Source organism: Acidovorax sp. GW821-FHT09B03 (assembly GCF_059418305.1).
This window is the reverse complement of the sequence record NZ_JBWKPP010000001.1, coordinates 105,969-126,603: the sequence shown is the minus strand read 5'-3', so window position 1 is coordinate 126,603 and position 20,635 is coordinate 105,969. Positions and strand designations below refer to the sequence as shown.

Sequence of the window (20,635 nt, the reverse complement as noted above, 5' to 3'; positions counted from 1 at the left end):
GCACCGCGTCTGCCAGAACCCCGAAATTCAACCCTTCCAAGGACTTCTGCCATGACTGCCCATGCTTCTTCCCCTTCCTTCCCCCGCATCTGGTTGATCACCGGTGCCTCGCGCGGCATCGGTGCCCGCATTGCCGAGGCCGCGCTGGCCCAGGGCGATGCCGTGGTGGCCACCTCGCGCAATACCGAATCGATCACGCGCCGCCTGGGCGCCAGCGATGCGCTGCTGCCCTTGGCCCTGGACGTGACCGACGAGGCCCAGGCCCGCCATGCCGTGGGTGCAGCGCTCGATCGCTTCGGCCGCATCGACGTGCTGGTCAACAACGCCGGCTACGGGTTGCTGGGCGCGGTGGAGGAGGCCACCGCCGACGAGGTGCGCAGCCTCTACGAAACCAATGTGTTCGGCCTGCTGAACGTGACGCGCGCCGTGCTGCCCGCCATGCGTGCGCGCCGTACCGGCCATGTCATCAACATCTCGTCGCTGGGCGGGGTGCGTTCTGCCGCGGGCTTTGGCGTGTACTGCTCGACCAAGTTCGCGGTGGAAGGCATCACCGAGGCGCTGCACGCCGAACTGGCGCCGCTGGGCATCCACGCCACGGTGGTGGAGCCCGGTTACTTTCGCACGGAGTTCCTCGACACGGCCTCGCTCGCGGTCTCCCCGCTGGTGCTGGAGGACTACGCCCCCAGCGCCGGCGTGATCCGCGAAGCCGCCCGCCGCATCAACCTGAACCAGCCCGGCGACCCCGTGCGCCTGGCCCAGGCCATGATGCAGCTGGTAGCCAGCCCCACGCCGCCGCTGCGCCTGCCGCTGGGCACCGACACGCTGCAGGCCATTGCCGAGAAGCACGCCTTTGTGGAAAAGGAAACGGCCGCCTGGCGCGAGCTGGCAGCCTCCACGGACTTCCCGCAGCAGGCTGCGGCGTGAGCCTGCGCCAGCGGTGGGTCAGACCATGCCGCCGTTGGCGCGCAATGTCTGGCCATTGATCCACGCGCCATCAGGCCCGACCAGGAAGGACACGGTGCCCGCGATGTCGTCCGGCGTGCCCAGGCGGCCCAGCGGGTTCATCTGCGCCAGGCGCTCGACGAGCTCGGGCGTCTTGCCGTCCAGGAACAGGGCCGTGGCCGTGGGGCCGGGGGCTACGGCGTTCACGGTGATGTTCTTGCCACGCAGTTCCTTGGCCAGGATCAGCGTCATGGTTTCCACCGCGCTCTTGGTGGCGGCGTACACCGCGTAGCCGGGCATCGCGGTGCCGACCACGCTGGTGGAGAAGTTCACGATGCGCCCGCCCGGCTCGAGCCGGCGCGCGGCCTCGCGCAGGGTGTTGAAGCTGCCCCTGAGGTTGATGGCGATCAGCCGGTCGAAGGTGGCATCGTCGGTATCGGCCAGGTGTGGCGTGTGCGGGGGCATCACGCCCGCGTTGTTCACCAGCACGTCCACGCGGCCGAAGGCCTCGGTGGCCTGGTCGAACAGGCGAGCCACGGCGGTGGCATCGGCCACGTCGGCCTGCACGGCGATGGCCTGCCCGCCGGCCTCAGTGATGGACTGCGCCACCACTTCGGCCTCGGCCGCACTGCCGGCGTAGTTGACCACCACGCTGAAGCCATCGCGCCCCAGGCGCTGGGCAATCGCGGCGCCGATGCCGCGCGAGGACCCGGTGACGATGGCGACGGGGCGGTGGGTGGATGGGTCGTTGGTGGCCATGAAAACTCCTGAACGGTGGTGATGGGTGTATTGTTCTGTTGGCGCTGGGTTTGATAAAGGCCCAATAAATGCCATGACTGTTCAAAAAATACCAACAACCAAGCCCTGCTCCCCATGGACCGATTCGACGCCATGCGCCTGTTCACCCGCATCGTGGAGCTGGGCAGCTTCACGCAGGCCGCGGAAGACCTGCAACTGCCCCGCGCCACGGTGACCCTGGCCGTGCAGCAGCTGGAAAAGCGCCTGGGTGCGCGCCTGCTGCACCGTACCACGCGCCATGTGGCGCCGACGCAGGACGGAGAGGCCTACTACGGGCGCTGCCAGCAGCTGCTGGCCGACCTCGACGAGACCGAGGCGGCCTTCGCCACCGCCGGTCAGCAGCCCAAGGGCAAGCTGCGCGTGGATCTGCAGGGTACCCTGGCACGGTATTTCGTGCTGCCGCGCATCGGCGAGTTCTTTGCGCGCTACCCCGGCGTGGAGCTGGAACTGGGCGTGGGCGACCGCCTGGTAGACCTGGTGCGCGAGCGCGTGGACTGCGTGATGCGCGGCGGCGAGCCGGCCGACTCCAGCATGGTGGGCCGGCGCGTGGCGCAGCTCGCGCAGGTGACCTGTGCCAGCCGCGAATACCTGGCGCGCCATGGCGTGCCCCGCAGCGTGGACGACTTGCGGGGCCACCGCGCGGTGAACTACCTGTCGTCACGCACGGGCAAGCCCATGCCCCTGGACTTCGTGGTCGACGGCGTGCCGCGCAGCGTGCAGCTCAAGGGCGCGGTGTCGGTCACCGATGCGTTTGCCTATGTGGCCTGCTGCACGGCGGGGCTGGGGATCATCCAGGTGCCGCGCTACCACCTGGAGCCGCAGCTGGCCGACGGCAGCCTGGTCGAGGTGCTGGCCGATTGCCGCCCCGCGCCCCTGCCGGTGACCGTGCTCTATCCGCACAGCCGCCAGCTTTCGCCGCGCGTGCGCGTGTTCGTGGACTGGCTGGCCGAGGTGATGGCGAACGCGCGTTAGTCGGCCTGTAGCGGACGGGAGAACTCCATGACCCAGTTGGTCTCCCAGGTCTGCCCGCCATCGTCCGAGAAGGCCTGCTCCCAGCGCGGCATGCCGGTGGCGAGGTTCCTGGCCCACTCGAACCGCACCTGGACGGGCTGGCCCTCGAACACTTCCTGGCCGAAGAAGACGCCTTGGTCCGTGCCCGCGAAACCGCCGCTCACCGGTGGCAGCAGCTGGCCCGTGGCCGTGTCCAGCCCGCCCGTCACATTGTCCAGCCAGTAGATGCTCCAGCGCTGCGCCTGGGGGTTGAACAGGCGCAGCGCCATGCCCACGTAGCCTGCATTCCAGGCCTCGGGGATGAAGTCATCGCAGTTGCCGATGCCGCCGGACAGCGGCCGCGCCGTGCCGGTGGCGTCGAAGGTTTCCCAGTCGGTGCAGCCCGCAAGCCGTTGCACGAGGCGGGTGTTGCGGATGCGCCAGGGGCCCATCAGAAAGTCGAAGTCGTGGGCATCGCCAGTGGGTGAGGTGATCGGCATGGGGTGTCTCCGGGATGGGCGTGCGTCATGCGTGCAGGGCCGAGCGCGCCGTGGGCTGCAGCCGGTGGGCCTCGGGTGCGCGGGCCAGCCAGGGGGCCAGGCCGGGCGCCACATCGCGCTGCCAGGCCCCGCCCTGCGCAAAGGTATCGAACGCCGCCACATCGCGGAACAGCGCCAGGCCCAGCAGCACGTGCTCGCCTTCGCGCACCGGCAGGCGGGGAAAGCTGTTGGGGCCCGCATCGCTGGCGTACCAGGCGGTTTGGAGTGCGCCACCCGCGCGCAGCGCGGGGTCCATGCGCTCGCGGCAGTAAGCCAACAGCTCGGGCATTGCGGGCTCCTTCAAGTAGAAGACCGTGGCATCGAGCAGGCCCGGGGCCGTGCCGCTGGCACCCACAGCGGCGCGGTTCGCGGGCAGGCCATCGGCTGCTCCGGGCCAGGCCGGGTGCAGCAGCAGCACGTTGTCCGAATCGACCATGGTGGCATTGGCCGCATCGCGGTGCGCAGCCCACACCGGGCCGCCATAGAAGGCTTCGAGTGCCTGCTGGCGCGCCGCCATGTCGGCAAAGCCGCGCAGCCAGACGAACAGGTCCGGCTGGCCGAGGTCGCGGAACTGGCCGATCACGCGCATGCCTTCGCGCTCCTGGGTTTCGAGGAACTCGCGGTCGAACAGGTCGATGAGCACGTCGCGCTGCCCGGAGTGCAGGGTGTACTGGCGCAGCTCGACGATGGAGCAGTCGGCAATCGAGGGGGTGGTGGTAGGCATGCGGGACTTCCTTGGTGGTTTCAGGCGAAAGAGAAGACTGCAGTCTGGGGCGCAATACCTGCCAAGGTATGGCAGGTATTCGCGGCATACTGCATGCCAGTCCCTTCTCTTCCGAGTCCCCATGCGCGCCAGCCGCCTGTTGTCCATCCAGATGCTGCTCGAAACCCGCGGGCGCATGAGTGCGCAGGCGCTTGCCGAGGCGCTGGAGATCTCGGTGCGCACGCTGTACCGCGATGTGGACCAGCTCACCGCCGCGGGTGTGCCGGTCTATGCCGAACGCGGTCGCAACGGCGGCTTTGCCCTGCTGCCGGGATGGAAGACCACGCTCACCGGCCTCACCCCGTCCGAAGCGCAGGCCGTGTTCCTGAGCGGGCTGCCCGGCCCGGCCGGTGACCTGGGCCTGGGCGGTGACGTGGAGGGCGCGCGCCTGAAGCTGCTGGCCGCGCTGCCGGCCCCGTGGCGCGAGGATGCCCGGCGCGTGAGCGACCGCCTGCACCTCGACCCGGTGGACTGGTACCGCGAGAGTGCGCCCACGCCCCACCTGGCCACCGTGGCCGCCGCCGTCTGGAGCGGCGAGCAGCTGGCCCTGCGCTACGAAAGCTGGGCCGACACGGTGGAGCGTGCCGTGGCCCCACTGGGGCTGGTGCTCAAGGCGGGCGTCTGGTACCTGGTGGCGCAGCCGGTGGACAAGGCGCCCACCGACCATGGGCCGCGCACCTACCGCGTCGCCAACATCCGCGCGGCCACGGCACTGGGCACTCCCGTGCGGCGCCCGGCGCGCTTCGATCTGCCCCGGTACTGGGGCGATTCCATTCGCCGCTTCGAGTCCAGCCTCTACACCGGCGAGGCCGAACTGCTGGCCACGCCAGCGGGGCTCAAGGGCCTCGCCGCACTGAGCAGCGCCGTGGCGCGGGCAGTGGCAGCGGCCCCGCGTTCGCACCGCAAGGATGGGCGGGTGGCGCTCACCATCCCCATCGAGTCGGTCGCGCACGCCTGCGGCCAGTTGATGCGCCAGTCACCCGAAGTGGAGGTGCTGCGCCCGGCGGCGTTGCGGCGGGCGCTGATAGAGCGCGTCCAGGCGACAGCCCGGCTCTACAAGCTGGACTAAAGCCCCCGCTCGACCATGTCCAGCAGCCGCTGGCCCAGCAGCTGTTGCATGTCGCCCGGCGTGCCGCGCAGCGGCCCGTCGATGCTCAGCAAGGCCATGCCGTGCACGGTGGACCAGGCCAGGTACTCGGCGCCCGGGCGGCGCTCGGCCGGCAGTGCGCCGGCTTTCACCAGGTCGTCGAGCGCGGCCGACAGGTGTTCGAACGGGTTCAGGCCGGTCAGGCCACCCATGGCGGGGTCGGGGTCCTGCTCCACGCTGAACTGCCCGCCGAACGCAGTGCGGAACAGCCCCGTCTCGGCGTGCGCGAAGCGCATGTAGCCGGCACCCACGGCGCGCACCCGGGCATGGGCCTGCTCGGTGGGCGTGCCGCCGGTGGGCACGCCGGCCATCTCGGCCTCCATGGCCTGGGCCACGGCGGCCACGGCGGCGGCGCGCACGGCCGCCAGCAGGTCCTGCCGGTTGGCGAAATGGCGGTAGGCCGCATTGGGCGCCACGCCCGCGCGGCGCGTGGCCTCGCGCAGCACCACGGCGTCGGGCCCGCCCTGGCGCGCCAGTTCGATGCCGGCGTCGAGCAAGGCGCGGCGCAGGTCGCCATGGCGGTAGGTGCTGCGGGCGGCCGGGGGGGCTGTGGGGACGCTGTTGCGGGTGGTTACGGACATCTGGAGTGCAATGTGGACACTGTCCATTATCTCTGCTATTGTTTGTGAACGGTGTCCACAATGCATGGGCATCCGCTCTTGACCCCTTTCCATCCAAGGAGATCCCCCATGAAAGTCGAACCGTACCTGTTCTTTGAAGGCCGCTGCGAAGAGGCGCTTGAGTTCTACCGCACGGCCCTGGGCGCCGAGGTGACCATGCTCATGCGCTACAAAGACAACCCCGAGCCGGCCGCCGGTGCGGGTTGCTCCGTCGATGGCAGCAGCGGCCCCGGGCCCCAGCCCGAGATGGTCATGCACGCCTCGTTCAATGTGGGCGACACCCAGGTCATGGCGTCCGACGGCATGGGCTCGGGCAAGCCCAGCTTCCAGGGCATCTCGCTGTCGCTGGCGCCCGAGACGGAAACCGAGGCCAAGCGCCTTTTCGACGCGCTGGCCACGGGCGGCCAGGTGCAGATGCCTCTGGGCAAGACTTTCTTCTCGCCCGCCTTCGGCATGGTGGCAGACCGCTTCGGCGTGTCGTGGATGGTGGTGGTGCCCCAATGACCGCGGCAGCCTCGCCAGGAGCCCAGCCCCTGCGCTACACAGGCAGCTGCCACTGCGGCAAGGTGGCGTTCGAAGTGGAGGGCACCATCGACAGCGCCCTGGCCTGCAACTGCACCATGTGCCGCCGGCGCGGCTCGCTGCTGTGGTTCGTGCCGCACGCCCAGTTGCGGCTGACCACGCCCGCGGCGGACCTGGGCAGCTACACCTTCCACAAACACGTCATCACGCACCGCTTCTGTCCGGCCTGCGGTATCCACACCTTCGGCGAAGGCATGCACCCGGCGGGCCACAAGATGGCCGCCGTGAACCTGCGCACGCTCGACGGTGTGGACCTCGGCGCCATTCCCGTGCACCACCACGACGGACTGGCGATGTAGACCACCTGCCCTTCAAGGAGACCCACCATGATGAACCCCGAACCCCAGGCGCAGCACCTCTGGCTGCAGCAACTGCTCGGCGACTGGACCTGCGAATCCACTTGCGACGCAGGGCCCGGCGAGCCGCCCATGACCACCACCGGCACCGAGCATGTGCGCCAGCTCGGCGAGCTGTGGGTGCTGGGCGAAGGCACGGGCACCATGCCCGGTGGCGGCGATGCGCGCATGCTCATCACGCTGGGCTACGACCCCGAGAAAAAGGCCTTCATCGGCACCTGGATCGGCTCGATGATGACCCACATGTGGGTCTACCGCGGCACGCTCGACGCCAGCGAAAAGGTGCTTCCGCTCGAGACTGAAGGCCCGAGTTTCGCTGGCGATGGCGGCACCGCGAAGTACCGCGACACCATCACCATCGTCGGCCCCAACGAGCGCACGCTGACCTCCGCCACCCAGCAGCCCGATGGCAGCTGGAAGGAGTTCATGACAGCAAGGTATCGCCGCAAGACCTCCTGAGCCCGCATCGCCCACCACGTCGCTTCGCACCGGAGGCTGCCACGCTGGTCCGCGCGCAGCCGGTTCACGCGCAGGACGCGGGGATTGTCCTGCGGCGTGCACCGCACCGTCCCATGGATGGCACTTCCGCTGGCGCATCCTGGCCCCATCTGCAGGTGCAGGCCGTTCACAATCCGGACGGCGCACAACAGAAGGAGCCATTGCCCATGTCGAACAACCATCCCACGCCCATCCTGCAAAGCCAGCCGCTCGGCCCGCTGTGGCCCACGCTCGACCCGTTCCTGTTCTGCGCGCACCACGACGACGCCTACCCTGCCGGCAACGCGGCTTTTGGCCCGGCCGTGCCGGTGGATGATCGCCAGATCGGCAGCGACTTCAGCCGCAAGGACGGCTGGAGCATGTACCACGGCGAGACCGTGCCCGGCTTTCCCGGCCATCCGCACCGCGGCTTCGAGACCGTGACCCTGGTGCGCAAGGGGCTGATCGACCATTCCGACTCGCTCGGTGCTGCCGCGCGCTTCGGCGGGGGCGATGTGCAGTGGGTCACGGCCGGCAAGGGCATCGTGCACTCCGAGATGTTCCCGCTGCTCAGCGCCACCGAGCCCAACCCGCTGGAGCTGTTCCAGATCTGGCTGAACCTGCCCGCCCGCCACAAGATGGTGGAGCCGCACTTCACCATGCTCTGGAACGAGCACATCCCGCGGCTGGTGCACCACGACGAGGCCGGCCGCACGACCACCGCCACCATGGTGGCCGGTGCCCTGCCTGCCGCACCCGCGCCGTTGGCACCGCCGCCCGAGTCCTGGGCTTCGCAGCCGGGTTCGGACGTGGCGATCTGGACGCTGCGCCTGGAGCCGGGCGCCCAGTGGCCCATGCCCGCCGCACAGGGCGAGGGCACGCGCCGCATGCTCTACTTCTTCGTGGGCGATGGCCTGCGCGTGGGCCCGCAGGACGTGCAGGAGCACGCCGCGCTGGAGATCGATGCGCGCCAGGAATGGCTGCTGACCAACACCGGTGCCACCGTGGCGGAATGCCTGGTGCTGCAGGGCCGCCCCATCGGCGAACCCGTTGCGCAGTACGGCCCCTTCGTGATGAACACGCAGCAGGAAATCATGCAGGCCATGCAGGACTACCGCCGCACCCAGTTCGGCGGCTGGCCCTGGCCGGACAGCGATCCGGTGCACGGCACCGAGGCCCGGCGCTTTGCGCGCTACCCGGGCCAGGCCGAGGACGAGGTGCCCGCGGCCGCCTGAAGGCCGCCACCCCTGCTTGGGCAGGGGTGGTCCGGGTCGTGGACAATCCCGCATTCCGATCCGCAGGGTGGCGGCCATGCAGCCCCCTGCTTTTCCTTGCATGAAAGCGCGCTCTCCATGAACATCGCCAAAGACACCGCCGTCACCATCGCCTACAAGGTCACCACCCTCGAGGGCAAGCCCCTGGATGCGGGCAACCTGTCCTACCTGCATGGCGGCTACGAAAATATCTTTCCCAAGGTCGAGGCCGCCCTCGAAGGCCAGACCGCCGGTTTCAGCACCACGCTGGACCTGGCCATGGAAGACGCCTTCGGCGCACGCGACGAAGGCCTGGTGCGCACCATTCCCAAGGCCGAGTTTCCCCCGGGCGTGAAGGTCGGCGGCCAGTTGCAGGGCGTGGGCAGCGATGGCCAGCCCGCCGTGTTCAACGTGGTCAAGATCAAGGGCCCCGAGGTGCACCTGGACGGCAACCACCCGCTGGCCGGCCAGGCCCTGCGCTTCTCTTGCAAGGTGGCGAGCGTGCGCGCCGCCAGTGCCGAGGAAATCGCCCACCGCCACGTGCACGGCGACCACGGCCACCACCATTGAGCTGAGCCGTCGCCGGCTCAGCCTGCCGGCCGCCGCAGCGCCTCGGGCGGCAGCTCCCAGTGCTCCCAGCGTGTGTCGCGGCGCCCGCCGCAGCGGGCATACATGCGCTGGGCCGCGGCATTGCCCGGCAGCACCAGCCACTGCAGCCGCGCGGCGCCGATGGCTGCGGCCTGTGTGCGCACCGCATCGAACAACTGCTCGCCCAGGCCGCTGCGCCGGTGGGCTGGCTGCACCCACAGTTCCTTGAGCACCAGCGTGGGCTTCAGGTCGAAGGTGAAGCGGGTCAGCACCCACACAGCATAGCCGGCGAGCGGCGCATCTGTGCTGGCCTGCGCGACCAGGCAGCCGAAATCGCGATCCGCCCCGATGCAGGCCAGCCCGCGCTCCAGCAGGTCCTGCTCCGCCACCTGGAAGGCATCGGCATAGCCTTCGAACACGGCCAGCGCATGCATCATCGCCAGCAGCTGCGGCGCGTCGTACGGGCCTGCCTCGCGCAGGGTGGCGGGCTCAAGCACCCTGGGCGCCCTTGTCCAGGCCAAAGCCCTCGTCGATCCAGCCCGTCACGCCGCCGATCATCAGCTTCACCGGCCGGCCCAGCCGCGCCAGCCGCACGGCGCCACGGTGCGCGCCGTTGCAGTGCGGGCCCGCGCAGTAGACGACGAACAGCGTGCCGGGCGCGTAGGCGGCCATCTTCGATTCGATGATCTTGGCGTGCGGCAGGCTCACCGCGCCGGGCACGTGGCCGGCCTCGTACAGCGCGTGGCTGCGCACGTCGAGCAGCACGAAGTCCTGTACGCCGCGGTCCATGGCGTCGTGCACGTCCCAGCAATCGGTCTCGAAGGCGAAGGCGGATTCGAAGTGCGCGAGCGCTTCGGTGCTGCGGGCGGCGGGGATGGCGCCCACGGCGCTGGGGGTAGAGGTCATGGCAACTGGCTCCTTGGATGGCGTTTCAGATGCCTCCAGTGTCGCCATGGGGTGCTTCTCCGGCCAGTGGCCGCCACGACAATCTTCGGTAACATTGCGCCATGCCCCACCTTGTCGCGATCCTGGCCTACGACCGCCTGTGCACCTTCGAATTCGGCTGCGCGGTCGAGCTCTTCGCGCTGGAGCGGCCCGAGCTGCAGGTGGACTGGTACCGCCACGCGGTGTGCGCGGTGGAGCCCGGCCCCCTGCGCGCCATGGGTGGTGTGCAGGTGCAGGCGCCGCATGGCCTGGCCATGCTGGCACGGGCCGACACCATCGTGGTGCCCGGTTGGCGCGATGCGGCCGAGCGTCCGCCCGAGGCGCTGCTGCGCGCCTTGCAGCGCGCCTGGCGGCGCGGTGCGCGCATCTGCTCCATCTGCTCGGGCGTGTTCGTGCTGGCGCATGCGGGGCTGCTCGCAGGCCGGCGAGCCACCACGCACTGGCGCTATGCCGAGCGCCTGGCCCACGAGTTCCCCGACATCACGGTGGACGTCTCGGCCCTGTATGTGGACGAAGGCCAGGCCATCACCTCGGCCGGCTCCGCCGCGGGGCTCGACATGCTGCTGCACCTGGTGCGGCGCGACCATGGCGCGCGCGTGGCGAACACGGTCGCCCAGCGGCTCGTGATGTCGCCGCACCGCGATGGCGGGCAGGCGCAGTTCGTGCCGCGGCCCATGCCGTCTGCCGAGGTGAGCACCATCGCGCGCCTGCTCGACTGGCTGCGCGAGAACGCGCGCCAGGCCCACACGGTGGACTCCATGGCGGCGGTTGCGCAGATGAGCCGGCGCACGCTGCAGCGGCGCTTCAAGGAGAGCACGGGCCTGTCGCCGCAGGACTGGCTGGTGCGCGAGCGCGTGGCCATCGCCAAGGAGCTGCTGGAGACCCACCCGGCCATGCCCATCGATGCGGTGGCGGACCTCGCAGGCCTGGGTTCGCCCGAGTCGCTGCGCCGGCATTTCCGCCTGCACCGGCTGCCGGCGCCCTCGCGCTACCGGCAGAACTTTTCAGGCCTTGCGGGTGAGGCCACGGCCCTGCAGCACGGGCTCGGCTGACAGTCGCTCGCGCGCGAACTCCACGAAGGCGCGCACCTTGGCCGGCGCGCGCCGCCCCGCGGGGTAGACGATGTGCACGGGCACCGGCGGCGGCTCGTGCGCGGCCAGCACCACGCGCAACCGGCCCGCGCGCACGCCCTGCGCCGCCTGGTAGGCCAGGCAGCGCGTGAGGCCCAGGCCCGACTCGGCCGCGGCGATGTCCACCTCGTTGCTGTTGCTGACCCAGCTGAAATGCGGTTGGCCGACCACGCCGTCCTTGAACTTCCACGGCGAGACGCTGTTGTTGTCGAACGAGAAGCCGATGGCGCGGTGCGCCACCAGGTCAGCGGGGTGGCGGGGTTCGCCATGCTGCGCCAGGTAGGCGGGCGAGGCCACCACCAGCCGGCGCAATGTGCCCACCTGCACGGCGGTGAGGCCCGAGTCCGGCAGGTGGGCGATGCGCACCGCCACGTCCATGCCCTCTTCGAGCAGGTGCACCAGCCGGTTCACGAACAGGGTGCGCACCTGCACGCGCGGCTGGGCGTGCAGGAAGTCCTGCACGATGGGCGCCACATGCCGCATGCCGAACATGTGCGGCGCAGTGATGGCCAGCAGGCCCTGGGGATCGGCCTGTGCGCCGCGGGCGGCCTGCTCGGCCTCCTGCAGGTCGGTGAGGAGGGGCCGGCAATCGGCCAGGAAGCGCTCGCCCGCCTCGGTCAGGCGCACGGTGCGCGTGCTGCGCTGGAACAGCAGCACCGACAGGCGTGCCTCCAGCGCCGCAATGGCGCGCGTGACGGCGGTGGCCGATACGCCCAGGCGCCGCGCCGCCGCAGCAAAGCCTCCGGCATCGGCCACGGCGATGAAGCAGCGCAGGGTCTCCAAATGGTCCATTGTTGCGAAATCCGCAATTTTGATTGCCGCACTATGGCTATTCACGGCAGATTTGGCAATGGATATCGTGGAGACCTCTGTGTACTTCCCCTCCGACAAGGACCTCCGACCATGGCACCCTCCGCACCCCTCACGCTCTACCGCATGCCCATCTCGGGCCACAGCCACCGGGTCGAGCTCATGCTGTCCATGCTCGGCCTGCCGCACCAACTGGTCCATGTGGACGTGATCGCCGGCGAGCACCGGCAGGCCGCCCACCTGGCACGCAACCCGCTGGGCCAGATCCCGGTGCTGGTCGACGGCGAGCTGGTGCTGTCCGACAGCAACGGCATCCTGGTCTACCTGGTGCAGCGCTATGCGCCCGGCAGCCACTGGATGCCGCAGGACCCGGTGGGCCAGGCCGGCCTGCAGCGCTGGTTCAGCCTGGCCGCCGGCATGCTCGCGCCCGGGGCATCGAGCGCACGCTTCGCCGCCATCATCGGCCGCGAACCGACCGAGGCGGCGCTCGCCATCGGCCGCCGGCTGTTCGACTTCATGGAGCCCGCGCTCGAAGAGCGTGACTGGCTGCTGGGCGGTGCCCGCCCCACGCTGGCCGACATCGCCATGGTGAGCTACACCTCGCAGGCGCCGATCGGCGGGCTCTCGCTGGACAGCTACCCGCGCATCGCCGCCTGGGTCGCACGGGTCGAGGCCCTGCCGGGCTATGTGCCGCTGGCCGACCGCCTGCCAGCCTCTGACGCCGTGGTGCCGGCATGAGCGCCGGGGCCGCCGCAGCCTTCCACGTGGGCGAGCAGGCGCTGCAGGAGCGCGTGGGCGTGCGCGAGCGCATGGCCGCGGTCGGCCCCGTGGTGCTGCGCGACCACATGCCCGACCAGCACCGCGAACTGTTCGAAAAACTGCCCACGCTGCTGCTGGGCGCGCTCGACGACCAGGGCCAGCCATGGGCGACCATGGTGGCCGGGCCGCCGGGCTTCGTGCAGACGCCCGACGCCGGGTCCATGCACCTGGCCGTGGCGCCCGATGCCACCGACCCGGTGCTGGCCCGGCTGGCACCCGGTGCGCCGGTGGGCGTGCTCGGCCTGGAGCCGCACACGCGCCGGCGCAATCGCATGAACGGGCGCGTGGCGGCGTTCGCTGCCCACGGGCTGGAAGTGGGCGTGGTGCAGAGCTTCGGCAACTGCCCCAAGTACATCCAGGCGCGCGCGCCCGGATTGCGCGCGGTGGTCACGCCACCTGCGCCGGCCCAGGTGCTGGGCCCGGGGCTCGATGCCGCCGCGCTGGGCCTGATCGCGCGCAGCGACACGATGTTCATCGCCAGCGCCTCGGCGGCGCGCCCGGGAGCTCGGCGCAATGAAGGCGTGGACGTATCGCACCGCGGTGGCGAGGCGGGTTTCGTGCATGCCGAGCACACGGCCGAGGGCCTGGTGCTCAGCCTGCCCGACTACCCCGGCAACCTGTTCTTCAACACCCTGGGCAACCTCGCGTTGCACCCGCAGGCCGGGCTGCTGTGGGTGGACTATGAGGACGGCGGCCTGCTGCATGTGGCCGCCCGCGCCGAGCTGCTCTGGGACGAGGCTTCGCGTGCGCGCTGGCCCGGCGCGCAGCGCGTGCTGCGGCTGCAGGTGCTGGGCGGCATCTGGCGCGCAAACGCCCTGCCCTGGCGCTGGACGGCGGCCGAGCCCGCGCCGCAGTTCAGCGCGATGCGTGCGCGTGCGATGGGATGAGCGGCGCGATGGCCTTGCGCGGCGTGGTGGCCTCGGCCTCCACCATGCGCGCGCTGCGCTCGTGGGCGCCCCGGGTCAGCTCGGTGATCAGGGAGGCTTCAGGCAGGTTGTGCCAGTAGCGCTGCGGCATCTCCTTGCGCATCATGTTCGTCTTCAGGCGGGCGGGGTTGAAGATGTGGCGGTAGTAGGTGAGCCACAGGGCTTCGCCCGCATCGGCCGGCGGCGCATCGCTGCGCTGGCCGCCGGGGCCGACCTGCAGCGCCTTGCCGTCCCAGCGCACGCTGGCATCGGGCGTGAGGATGGCCCAGTGCATCTGCGTGAAGCGCCGCACGAAGAAGCCGGCATTGGCCTCGGTGATGAAGTGGTCGGGCTCGAACCAGGCCACCTGCACGGTCCGGCCCTCGCCGTCGGTCACCGGGCGAAAGCGCACGAAGGCGTGCATCTTGTGCATGTCGCGCGCCACGGCGCGCACCATGTGGTGGGCCTGCAGGCGGTCCGCGTCGAGCGGGTCGTGGCGCAGCCCGCGCTCGCGTGACAGGCGCCACAGCAGCCGGTACATGAGTGCAAAGCGCGCCGGGTTGCGGTGTAGCACCAGGCGTTCGCACAGGCGCAGAAAATCCTCGGGGACGCGCGGTCCCGGGCCGCTTGCCGGCCGTGGCAGCGGATCCAGAGGCAGGCCCGGTGCCGCGGGGGCGGAGAACAGATCCTGCGCGGCGTCTTGCGCAGTGGTCCACTCCACCTCTTGCGGCAGCGCACCCGCCTGCACCAAAGTGCGTGCGGCCTGGCGAAAGCCTGCCCAGTCGGTGGCATGCGCAAGGGTGACGGTGTGCTGGCCCATGGGATCTGCCTCTCAGTCGAACAGCCCGCGCTGCGCGGGAGGTGGGGCCATGCGGGCCGCCAGGTCGGCCGCATCCAGCGTGCGGCCCGGCCGGTAGTCGGCCGCCTCCACGAAGGGCAGCACCTTCTTGAGCGGCACGCGCAGCCGTGCCAGGTCGGCATGGCGCAGGCGGCGCACACGGCGCGCGGCCAGCAGGCGGTCCACGGTCTGCACGCCGAAGCCGGGCACGCGCAGCATCAGCTCGCGCGGGGCGGTGTTCAGGTTCACGGGGAAGCGCTCGCGGTGCGCAATCGCCCAGGCGAGCTTGGGGTCCATGTCCAGCGCCAGCATGCCGTCCTGGCCCGCGGGCACGATCTCGCCGTGCGCGAAACCGTAAAAGCGCATCAGCCAGTCGGCCTGGTACAGGCGGTGCTCGCGCACGGTGGGCGGCGCGATCAGCGGCAGCGCGCGCGCCGCATCGGGGATGGGGCTGAAGGCCGAGTAGTACACGCGCCGCAACCGGTGCACGCCGTAGAGCCCGGCGCTGGTGGCCAGGATGGTGCGGTCGTCGGTGGCGTCGGCGCCCACGATCATCTGCGTGCTCTGGCCGCCCGGCGCGAAGTGTGGCGCCGGGGCCCGGCGGGCGCGCGCCGAGGCGGGCATGGACACCACCTTGGCGGCCGCCTGCTCCTTGCGCGCCTGCCGCGCGTCCTCGATGTGCACCGCCATGCGCGCCATCGAGCGTGCGATGGCTGCACCGTCCTTCTGCGGCGCCAGGGCCGTGAGCCCTTCGGGCGTGGGCAGCTCCACGTTGATGCTCAGCCGGTCCGCATGGCGGCCCGCGCGCTCCATCAGCTCGGGCGAGGCATCGGGAATGGTCTTCAAATGGATGTAGCCACGGAAGTCGTGTTCCTCGCGCAGCACGCGCGCCACCTCCACCACCTGCTCCATGGTGTAGTCGGGGCTCTGGATGATGCCGCTGGACAGGAACAGCCCCTCGATGCAGTTGCGCCGGTAGAAATCGAGCGTGAGCTCCACCACCTCCTGCACCGTGAAGCGGGCGCGCGGCACGTTGCTGCTGACCCGGTTCACGCAGTACAGGCAGTCGTACTGGCAGAAATTGGTGAGCAGGATCTTGAGCAGCGAGATGCAGCGCCCATCGGGTGCATAGCTGTGGCAGATGCCCATGCCCTCGGTCGAGCCCATGCCGCGCCCGCCCACGGAGTCGCGTGGCGCGGCACCGCTCGACGCGCAGGAGGCGTCGTACTTGGCGGCGTCGGCCAGGATGGCCAGTTTGGATTGCAAAATCACTGTATGAATTTACAGTGATTTGGGGGTTTTGGCCAGTGCAGGGTTATTCGCTGCGTTACCCGCAGGGCGGCTCAGAACTAGAACTCTACGTCCACCTTCACGCTGTCGGTGTAGGTGCCTACGGGCACGTTCGGCTGGTCTGCGTAGATGCTCGCGGTATAGGGCATCACCTGCAGGGTCTGGCCATCGGCCACGCCCAGGCCGGCGGCGCGCGCTGTGCCGACGCTGCCCCACACACTGGCGTCGGGCTTGAAGATGTTGTATTGCAGCCGGCTGGTGCCGCTGGCCATTTGCCGTCGGACGCCGTTGAGGTTGTTGCCCGGGCTCAGCCCCACCGAGTAGGTCATGCCCTTGGTGCACAGCAGCGAGATGCTTTGCGCGACGGGGGTGAAGCCGCTGGGCAGGGGCGCCGATCCGAACTGGATGTCCGGCGCCGTGATGGTGCAGTCGTTGATGACCACCAGCGTCACGGTCAGGGTGCGGTCCACGTTGCCGTTGCGCACGTCGCCCACGCAGGCGGTGCCCACGGCAATGCCTTCGCAGATGTTGGCATAGGTCCAGTTCACGGTGATGTTGTCGGTGTAGGTACCTGCCGGCACGTTGGCGCCGGCGAGCGTACTGATCTTGATGCCGATGGTGGCGCTGTTGTTGCTCAGCAGCGAGACCGCGTTGATGCCGTTGAGGTCGATGATCAGCAGCCCCGAATTGAAGGTGCCGCCGCCCACCGGGCTGATCTCGTAGGGAACGGTGATGGTGCTGTTCAGGGTGTTCTTCAGGGTCAGGCCCGAAGTGGCGGAGGTGATCTTCGCCTTGAGTGTGGGGGTCGCGAACAGCGCCAGCACCACCACTCCGCAGCCGAGCTTGAAATCCGCGCTGGTGGTGATGGGCGAGCCGCTGCGCACCCGTTGCGAGGGGTGGGTACCCAGTGCGCCGCTGGTCTCGGTTGCGGCGCAAATGGCAAGCACCTGCATCGGACAGCAGGCCAGCACCAGGCAGGCCCACAGGCGGCTCCAGCGCCGCAGGAGGGGATGAAGAAAACGGGTCGTCATCGCTCGGCTCCTTCCTGGGGGCGGGGCGCGGCAGGCAGACACCGGACGATCAGGTCGCGGGCCGATGCATACGCTGTTTCGGAAAAATCGGCCTGGCATGTCGCGCCCTCGGGCGTGCGCACCTGAAGGGAGTTCTGCGGCCGCAGCACGGTGAGGTAGACCACTCCGTCCCAGCCCACCACGGTCTGCATGTTCCCGGGCGTGTGGAGCACGGCGCTCCCGGCCTTCACGGGCGTGCCCTGGGCGTCGACCAGCGTGACGGTGGCGGTGCGCAGCTTGAGCACCGGCAGCTCCACCAGCATGCCGGCATTGCGCGAGACGGACATGCGCCGCTCCAGCGCCGGGATGTCCACGTCGGCCGGCAGGGTGAGCGGGTCCACCGCATAGCGCCCCGGGTAGTAGGCGGGCACACTGGGCACCAGCAGGTAGCCCTGGGCGTTGGTGTGCCCGGCCAGCTGGTTCTCATACAGGATGGGCACGCCGGGCATGCCCTGGGTGGACACGAGCGCGAAGCCATCGTACACACGGTTGGCCGCGAACAGATGGCCGTCGATGCTGCCCAGCGAGCCCGCGAGCGTGCCCCACTGCAGCGTCTGGCCGGGGCTGGTGCTCACGCCCCCCTCCACGCTCAGCGTGCTGTTGCGGTACTGCAGCGCGGCCTGGCTGTAGCGTTGCGGGCCGCCCGACAGCGTCTGCGCCACGTTCCAGCCATAGCCGCCTTCGGTGGGCATGGTGCGCTGGTAGCTGGCGTAGGTCTGGGTGGACTCGCGGTTCTTCGATGCGGACAGCTGGGCCGTCGAGCGGTCGCCGAGGAAGTAGGTGAGCTGCAGCCGCAACTGGTTTTCCCCGGTTTCCACGGTGCGCCCCGCAGTGACCGACAGGAAGGCGTTGGTCGCGACCGGCATGTTGTAGCTTGCGAAAGCCAGGCGGCTGCGCTCGTTCCTGGCATTGCGCAGGTCCAGCCAGCCGCCCGTGACCGAGCCCGTGCCCAGGTTCCAGCTCACGCTCAACTGGCGCGATCGCCGCGACAGCTGGTAGCCGTCGTCGGCATAGGTGCTGGCATCGCCGAAGCGCGCGTCACGCCCGGTCTGCTGGAATGAGAAGCCGGCGCGCGGCGTGTTGTACTGCCATCCTGCGGTGTACTGCCAGCCGCTGCCGGAGCGCGCCGTGGTGCCGCGCGTGAGCGACGCGTTGGCAATGCCCAGCATGCCCAGGCCGGCCATGCCACCGACGCCCGCCACGCCCAGCCCCTTGCCCAGTTGGGCCTGGGCCTCGATGGTGAAGCGGTCCGAAAGGCCTTGCCGGTACACGCCTGTGGCGATGGGCCGGCCGTACGCGAAGCTGCGCAGCCCGTAGGCCCGCCGCAAGGCGCCGAGCGAAACCGAATAGTCGGTCCAGCCGGGGCGCAGCAGCTCCCGGTTCACATAGAACGGAATGGTGGTATAGACCTGCCTGCCCAAGGCATCCGTGGTCACCATGGATGCCGTGCCGGCACCGCTGACGACGGGAAGCTCGCCCAGCGTGAACGGGCCTGACGCCACACGGTGGCTGGCGGCCTTGAAGCCATTGACGAACAGATCCACGGCCGAGGGCAGGGCCGCCTGGCCCGCAAACTCGGGCAGCGGGTAGGTGATGAGGTCGGGGCGCACGCCGAAGTTGCGCGCCCATTGCACGCCCGCCATGCGCACGGACGTGGTCCAGGGCAGCGAGTCGCTCACCAGGTCTCCGTAAGTTGTTTCCGTGGCATTGGCCGTATCGGCGCTGGTCCAGCGCGTGTCATGGCGTATGTAGCCCCGGTTACCACCGGTGGACTGCAGGCGCAGGATGCCGGTGTTGGAGATCACGCCGCGGGGACTGAAGTAGCGCTGCTCGGACCACAGCGAGGTGATCGATTGCACGCGCGAGTGGCTGGCGTACAGGTCGTAGTTGAGCAGCATGCCGCTGCCCGCAGCACTGGTGGGCGTCTCTTCGGGCGTCTCGTCGGCCAGGCGCTGCATGGGCAGCCACTGCGCGGGCACCGACAGGCGCAGCCGCTGGCCCAGGGCGTCGTAGTCGGCCGTGACGCCGGGGAGCGCATCGACCGCGACCCGTGCGCCTGCGGGCTGGCCGTTTTGCACATGCATCTGCCGCAGGGTCTGCGCCTCGATTTCGAAATGGGGGCCGCGCTGCAGCACTTCCACCAGTGCCCCCGACGCCTGGCCGTTGACCTCGATGTCGAGGTACAGCACCGTGGGCTCCGAGGCCGCATCGGACGCCGAAGGCGGTGGCGGCAGGGAGCCTGCAGACAGCTGTGCGGGCAGGAAGGCAAGGAGCACCAGTGCATGGCCTGCGCGGTTCCAGAAGCCAGGGCGTTCATCGCGGCGCACGGGGGAGCAGGGTGTCAACCCCGTTGATCGTGGCCTTGAGCTCCGGGTTGGCCGGCGGTGGCGCCTCCAGCTCCCACCGCATCTGGCTGCCTGGCAGCACATAACCCATGAGGCCTTCGTTGATCGCGATGGTGCCCCGGCTACCGGTATTCCATTGCACGGAGGTCAGGCGGGCGTGGCCCGCCCCCTGGTTGCGCACCACGAGCTGGTGCCGGTTGCCCTGCCTGGTGGCGTGCCAGGTGAGGGACGGCGGCAAGGGCTTGCCCTTGCCACCAGCGAGCAGGGGCTTGGTCGGCCGAAACGGCTGCGCCCCCTCACCATAGACGAACAGCGGGATGGCATAGCGCACGTTCAGGCGGATGCCCATGCCGGTCTCGGCGCCGGTGGGCTTTTGCGCCGAATCGTCGAGGGCGGGCAGCTCGTCGATCACCACCCGGTAGGCTTCCTCCCGGCCCATGGGCGGGCGCCGGGCGGCGATCAGGCGCACCATCTGCCGCTTGCCGGCCGGCACCACGCTGATGGGCGGGCTGGCTACCACGTCCTTTTGCGCGGAGAAAAACTCCTCGCCATCGGTCTGGCTCCAGTCCAGCACCCGGACCTGCAGGGAGACCGAGGCAGTGCCGCGGTTTTCCAGCCAGACGGCCACGGCCTGCTGTTCCTCGGTGATCACAGGATCGACCGGCCAGATCATCAACGGGGTCGCGGCCTGTACCCAACCGGCGCAGGCCGCGAGCGTGAACACCACGCGGCATGCAGTGCGAAGCAGCCAGGCAGCTGCAGAGGGGAAAGCCGGGAAGTGGTGTGCTCTCACCATGTCACGGTCACCTGCACCGTGTCCACGTAGGTTCCGGCCATGGCGGCGGCACCGGGCAGGACCAGGCTGCCCCGGATGGGCAGGGCCGTCGGCGTCGTGCCCATGGTGATGCCGACCGCCACGTTGGGCGTGAGGGCGGTCACCGTGCCGGCCACCAGCGACAGCGTATAGGGAATGAACTGGCCGGCCCCGTTGGACAGTCGGCGCTGTGCGCCCTGCAGGTTCAGGCCGCCGTTCACGCTGACCTGCGCCGCCGTGCCGGCGGTGCATACCAGCTTGGCCTGCATGCCCATGTCGTTGCTGGCCATGGCAGTGACCGGGCCGGTGTTGACCGCGGAGTGCGTGCCGAAGTTGACGAAGCCGAAGGGCACGCCCGTCACCTGCGACGAATTGCCGGACACGATGCAGCCGTTGACGATGGTGGCATTCACCGCAAAGGAGGGGCTGGTGGGCACCGTCGCGGCCAGGGCCGCGAGCGATGTGCACAGCAATGGCAGAGCGATGGCCGCCTGCGGGCCGGCCCGGCTTCTGGCGCACGAGCCTCTTCCTGCACGCGCATGCATTTCTTGAACCATGGATGATGCTCCCTCGGCCGCCCGCCACGGCCTGGTGTGAGCGCTCCAGCGCCCTTC

Annotated in this window: 24 protein-coding genes; 11 read left to right on the top strand and 13 right to left on the bottom strand. The window is 69.9% G+C overall.

From position 1 onward, the window contains the following. Nucleotides 1-51 precede the first annotated feature (51 nt). Nucleotides 52-924, top strand: coding sequence for an oxidoreductase (locus AC07PA_RS00625; protein ID WP_494603955.1), 873 nt, complete (start codon nt 52-54; stop codon nt 922-924). Nucleotides 925-942: 18 nt separating this feature from the next. Here AC07PA_RS00625 and AC07PA_RS00620 read toward each other — a convergent pair whose 3' ends face one another. Then, nucleotides 943-1,701: an SDR family oxidoreductase gene (locus tag AC07PA_RS00620; protein WP_494603957.1), complete on the bottom strand. Its 759-nt coding sequence runs from the start codon at nt 1,699-1,701 to the stop codon at nt 943-945. Nucleotides 1,702-1,815: 114 nt separating this feature from the next. On the opposite strand from AC07PA_RS00620, the gene AC07PA_RS00615 reads away from it, so the two are divergent. Continuing rightward, nucleotides 1,816-2,712: a LysR family transcriptional regulator gene (locus AC07PA_RS00615; protein WP_494603959.1), complete on the top strand. Its 897-nt coding sequence runs from the start codon at nt 1,816-1,818 to the stop codon at nt 2,710-2,712. Here the strand turns inward: AC07PA_RS00615 and AC07PA_RS00610 are convergent. Both AC07PA_RS00610 and AC07PA_RS00605 read right to left on the bottom strand, forming a co-directional pair. After that, a complete protein-coding gene (locus tag AC07PA_RS00610) occupies nt 2,709-3,230 on the bottom strand; it encodes a hypothetical protein (RefSeq protein ID WP_494603961.1) in 522 nt (173 codons plus the stop codon). The genes AC07PA_RS00615 and AC07PA_RS00610 overlap by 4 nt on opposite strands. 25 nt (nt 3,231-3,255) lie before the next feature. Then, nucleotides 3,256-3,993: an NIPSNAP family protein gene (locus AC07PA_RS00605; protein WP_494603963.1), complete on the bottom strand. Its 738-nt coding sequence runs from the start codon at nt 3,991-3,993 to the stop codon at nt 3,256-3,258. Nucleotides 3,994-4,114: 121 nt separating this feature from the next. Here AC07PA_RS00605 and AC07PA_RS00600 point away from each other — a divergent pair, with 121 nt between their 5' ends. Beyond that, on the top strand, nt 4,115-5,101 hold the full coding sequence (locus AC07PA_RS00600) for a helix-turn-helix transcriptional regulator (RefSeq protein ID WP_494603965.1): 987 nt from the start codon (nt 4,115-4,117) through the stop codon (nt 5,099-5,101). Here the strand turns inward: AC07PA_RS00600 and AC07PA_RS00595 are convergent. After that, nucleotides 5,098-5,760, bottom strand: coding sequence for a TetR/AcrR family transcriptional regulator (locus tag AC07PA_RS00595; protein ID WP_035202251.1), 663 nt, complete (start codon nt 5,758-5,760; stop codon nt 5,098-5,100). The two genes, AC07PA_RS00600 and AC07PA_RS00595, sit on opposite strands and share 4 nt — an antisense overlap. Nucleotides 5,761-5,868: 108 nt before the next feature. Here AC07PA_RS00595 and AC07PA_RS00590 point away from each other — a divergent pair, with 108 nt between their 5' ends. The 5 genes from AC07PA_RS00590 (at nt 5,869) to AC07PA_RS00570 (ending at nt 9,037) form a co-directional block, all read left to right on the top strand. Further along, nucleotides 5,869-6,303 (top strand): VOC family protein, encoded by a 435-nt coding sequence (locus AC07PA_RS00590; RefSeq protein WP_007849851.1) that lies wholly within the window; start codon nt 5,869-5,871, stop codon nt 6,301-6,303. A gap of 29 nt (nt 6,304-6,332) precedes the next feature. Continuing rightward, nucleotides 6,333-6,680 carry a GFA family protein gene (locus tag AC07PA_RS00585; protein ID WP_494604138.1) on the top strand — a complete coding sequence of 116 codons (348 nt, stop codon included), beginning with the start codon at nt 6,333-6,335 and terminating at the stop codon, nt 6,678-6,680. 27 nt (nt 6,681-6,707) lie between these two features. Further along, on the top strand, nt 6,708-7,196 hold the full coding sequence (locus AC07PA_RS00580; RefSeq protein ID WP_494603968.1) for a DUF1579 domain-containing protein: 489 nt from the start codon (nt 6,708-6,710) through the stop codon (nt 7,194-7,196). A 206-nt stretch (nt 7,197-7,402) separates the two neighbouring features. Continuing rightward, nucleotides 7,403-8,449, top strand: coding sequence for a pirin family protein (locus AC07PA_RS00575; RefSeq protein WP_494603970.1), 1,047 nt, complete (start codon nt 7,403-7,405; stop codon nt 8,447-8,449). Nucleotides 8,450-8,566: 117 nt separating this feature from the next. Continuing rightward, the gene (locus AC07PA_RS00570) at nt 8,567-9,037 is read left to right on the top strand and encodes an FKBP-type peptidyl-prolyl cis-trans isomerase (protein WP_494603972.1); all 471 of its coding nucleotides are present in this window, start codon (nt 8,567-8,569) and stop codon (nt 9,035-9,037) included. 17 nt (nt 9,038-9,054) lie between these two features. On the opposite strand, the gene AC07PA_RS00565 is transcribed toward AC07PA_RS00570, so the two are convergent. Continuing rightward, nucleotides 9,055-9,552 (bottom strand): GNAT family N-acetyltransferase, encoded by a 498-nt coding sequence (locus AC07PA_RS00565; RefSeq protein ID WP_494603974.1) that lies wholly within the window; start codon nt 9,550-9,552, stop codon nt 9,055-9,057. Continuing rightward, nucleotides 9,545-9,961: a rhodanese-like domain-containing protein gene (locus AC07PA_RS00560; protein ID WP_494603976.1), complete on the bottom strand. Its 417-nt coding sequence runs from the start codon at nt 9,959-9,961 to the stop codon at nt 9,545-9,547. Before AC07PA_RS00560 ends, AC07PA_RS00565 begins: the two co-directional genes overlap by 8 nt. Nucleotides 9,962-10,062: 101 nt before the next feature. On the opposite strand from AC07PA_RS00560, the gene ftrA reads away from it, so the two are divergent. Further along, nucleotides 10,063-11,052: a transcriptional regulator FtrA gene (gene ftrA, locus AC07PA_RS00555; protein ID WP_145693819.1), complete on the top strand. Its 990-nt coding sequence runs from the start codon at nt 10,063-10,065 to the stop codon at nt 11,050-11,052. On the opposite strand, the gene AC07PA_RS00550 is transcribed toward ftrA, so the two are convergent. Beyond that, nucleotides 11,005-11,922 (bottom strand): LysR substrate-binding domain-containing protein, encoded by a 918-nt coding sequence (locus AC07PA_RS00550; RefSeq protein WP_007849870.1) that lies wholly within the window; start codon nt 11,920-11,922, stop codon nt 11,005-11,007. The two genes, ftrA and AC07PA_RS00550, sit on opposite strands and share 48 nt — an antisense overlap. A 111-nt stretch (nt 11,923-12,033) precedes the next feature. On the opposite strand from AC07PA_RS00550, the gene AC07PA_RS00545 reads away from it, so the two are divergent. After that, entirely contained in the window at nt 12,034-12,678 is a 645-nt protein-coding gene (locus AC07PA_RS00545) for a glutathione S-transferase family protein (RefSeq protein ID WP_494603979.1), read from the top strand. Beyond that, the gene (locus AC07PA_RS00540; RefSeq protein WP_494603981.1) at nt 12,675-13,646 is read left to right on the top strand and encodes a flavin-nucleotide-binding protein; all 972 of its coding nucleotides are present in this window, start codon (nt 12,675-12,677) and stop codon (nt 13,644-13,646) included. The genes AC07PA_RS00545 and AC07PA_RS00540 overlap by 4 nt, the downstream gene beginning before the upstream one ends. Here the strand turns inward: AC07PA_RS00540 and AC07PA_RS00535 are convergent. From AC07PA_RS00535 to AC07PA_RS00510, 6 genes are all read right to left on the bottom strand, one after another. Continuing rightward, on the bottom strand, nt 13,615-14,484 hold the full coding sequence (locus tag AC07PA_RS00535) for a TIGR03915 family putative DNA repair protein (RefSeq protein WP_494603983.1): 870 nt from the start codon (nt 14,482-14,484) through the stop codon (nt 13,615-13,617). The two genes, AC07PA_RS00540 and AC07PA_RS00535, sit on opposite strands and share 32 nt — an antisense overlap. Before the next feature lie 12 nt (nt 14,485-14,496). Beyond that, nucleotides 14,497-15,774 carry a putative DNA modification/repair radical SAM protein gene (locus tag AC07PA_RS00530; RefSeq protein ID WP_494603985.1) on the bottom strand — a complete coding sequence of 426 codons (1,278 nt, stop codon included), beginning with the start codon at nt 15,772-15,774 and terminating at the stop codon, nt 14,497-14,499. A 77-nt stretch (nt 15,775-15,851) separates the two neighbouring features. Next, nucleotides 15,852-16,823 (bottom strand): Csu type fimbrial protein, encoded by a 972-nt coding sequence (locus tag AC07PA_RS00525; protein ID WP_494603987.1) that lies wholly within the window; start codon nt 16,821-16,823, stop codon nt 15,852-15,854. Next, on the bottom strand, nt 16,820-19,189 hold the full coding sequence (locus AC07PA_RS00520) for a fimbria/pilus outer membrane usher protein (RefSeq protein WP_494603989.1): 2,370 nt from the start codon (nt 19,187-19,189) through the stop codon (nt 16,820-16,822). The genes AC07PA_RS00525 and AC07PA_RS00520 overlap by 4 nt, the downstream gene beginning before the upstream one ends. Further along, on the bottom strand, nt 19,176-19,934 hold the full coding sequence (locus AC07PA_RS00515; protein WP_494603991.1) for a fimbrial biogenesis chaperone: 759 nt from the start codon (nt 19,932-19,934) through the stop codon (nt 19,176-19,178). The genes AC07PA_RS00520 and AC07PA_RS00515 overlap by 14 nt, the downstream gene beginning before the upstream one ends. Nucleotides 19,935-19,996: 62 nt before the next feature. Then, a complete protein-coding gene (locus AC07PA_RS00510; RefSeq protein WP_494603993.1) occupies nt 19,997-20,578 on the bottom strand; it encodes a Csu type fimbrial protein in 582 nt (193 codons plus the stop codon). Nucleotides 20,579-20,635: the final 57 nt, after the last annotated feature.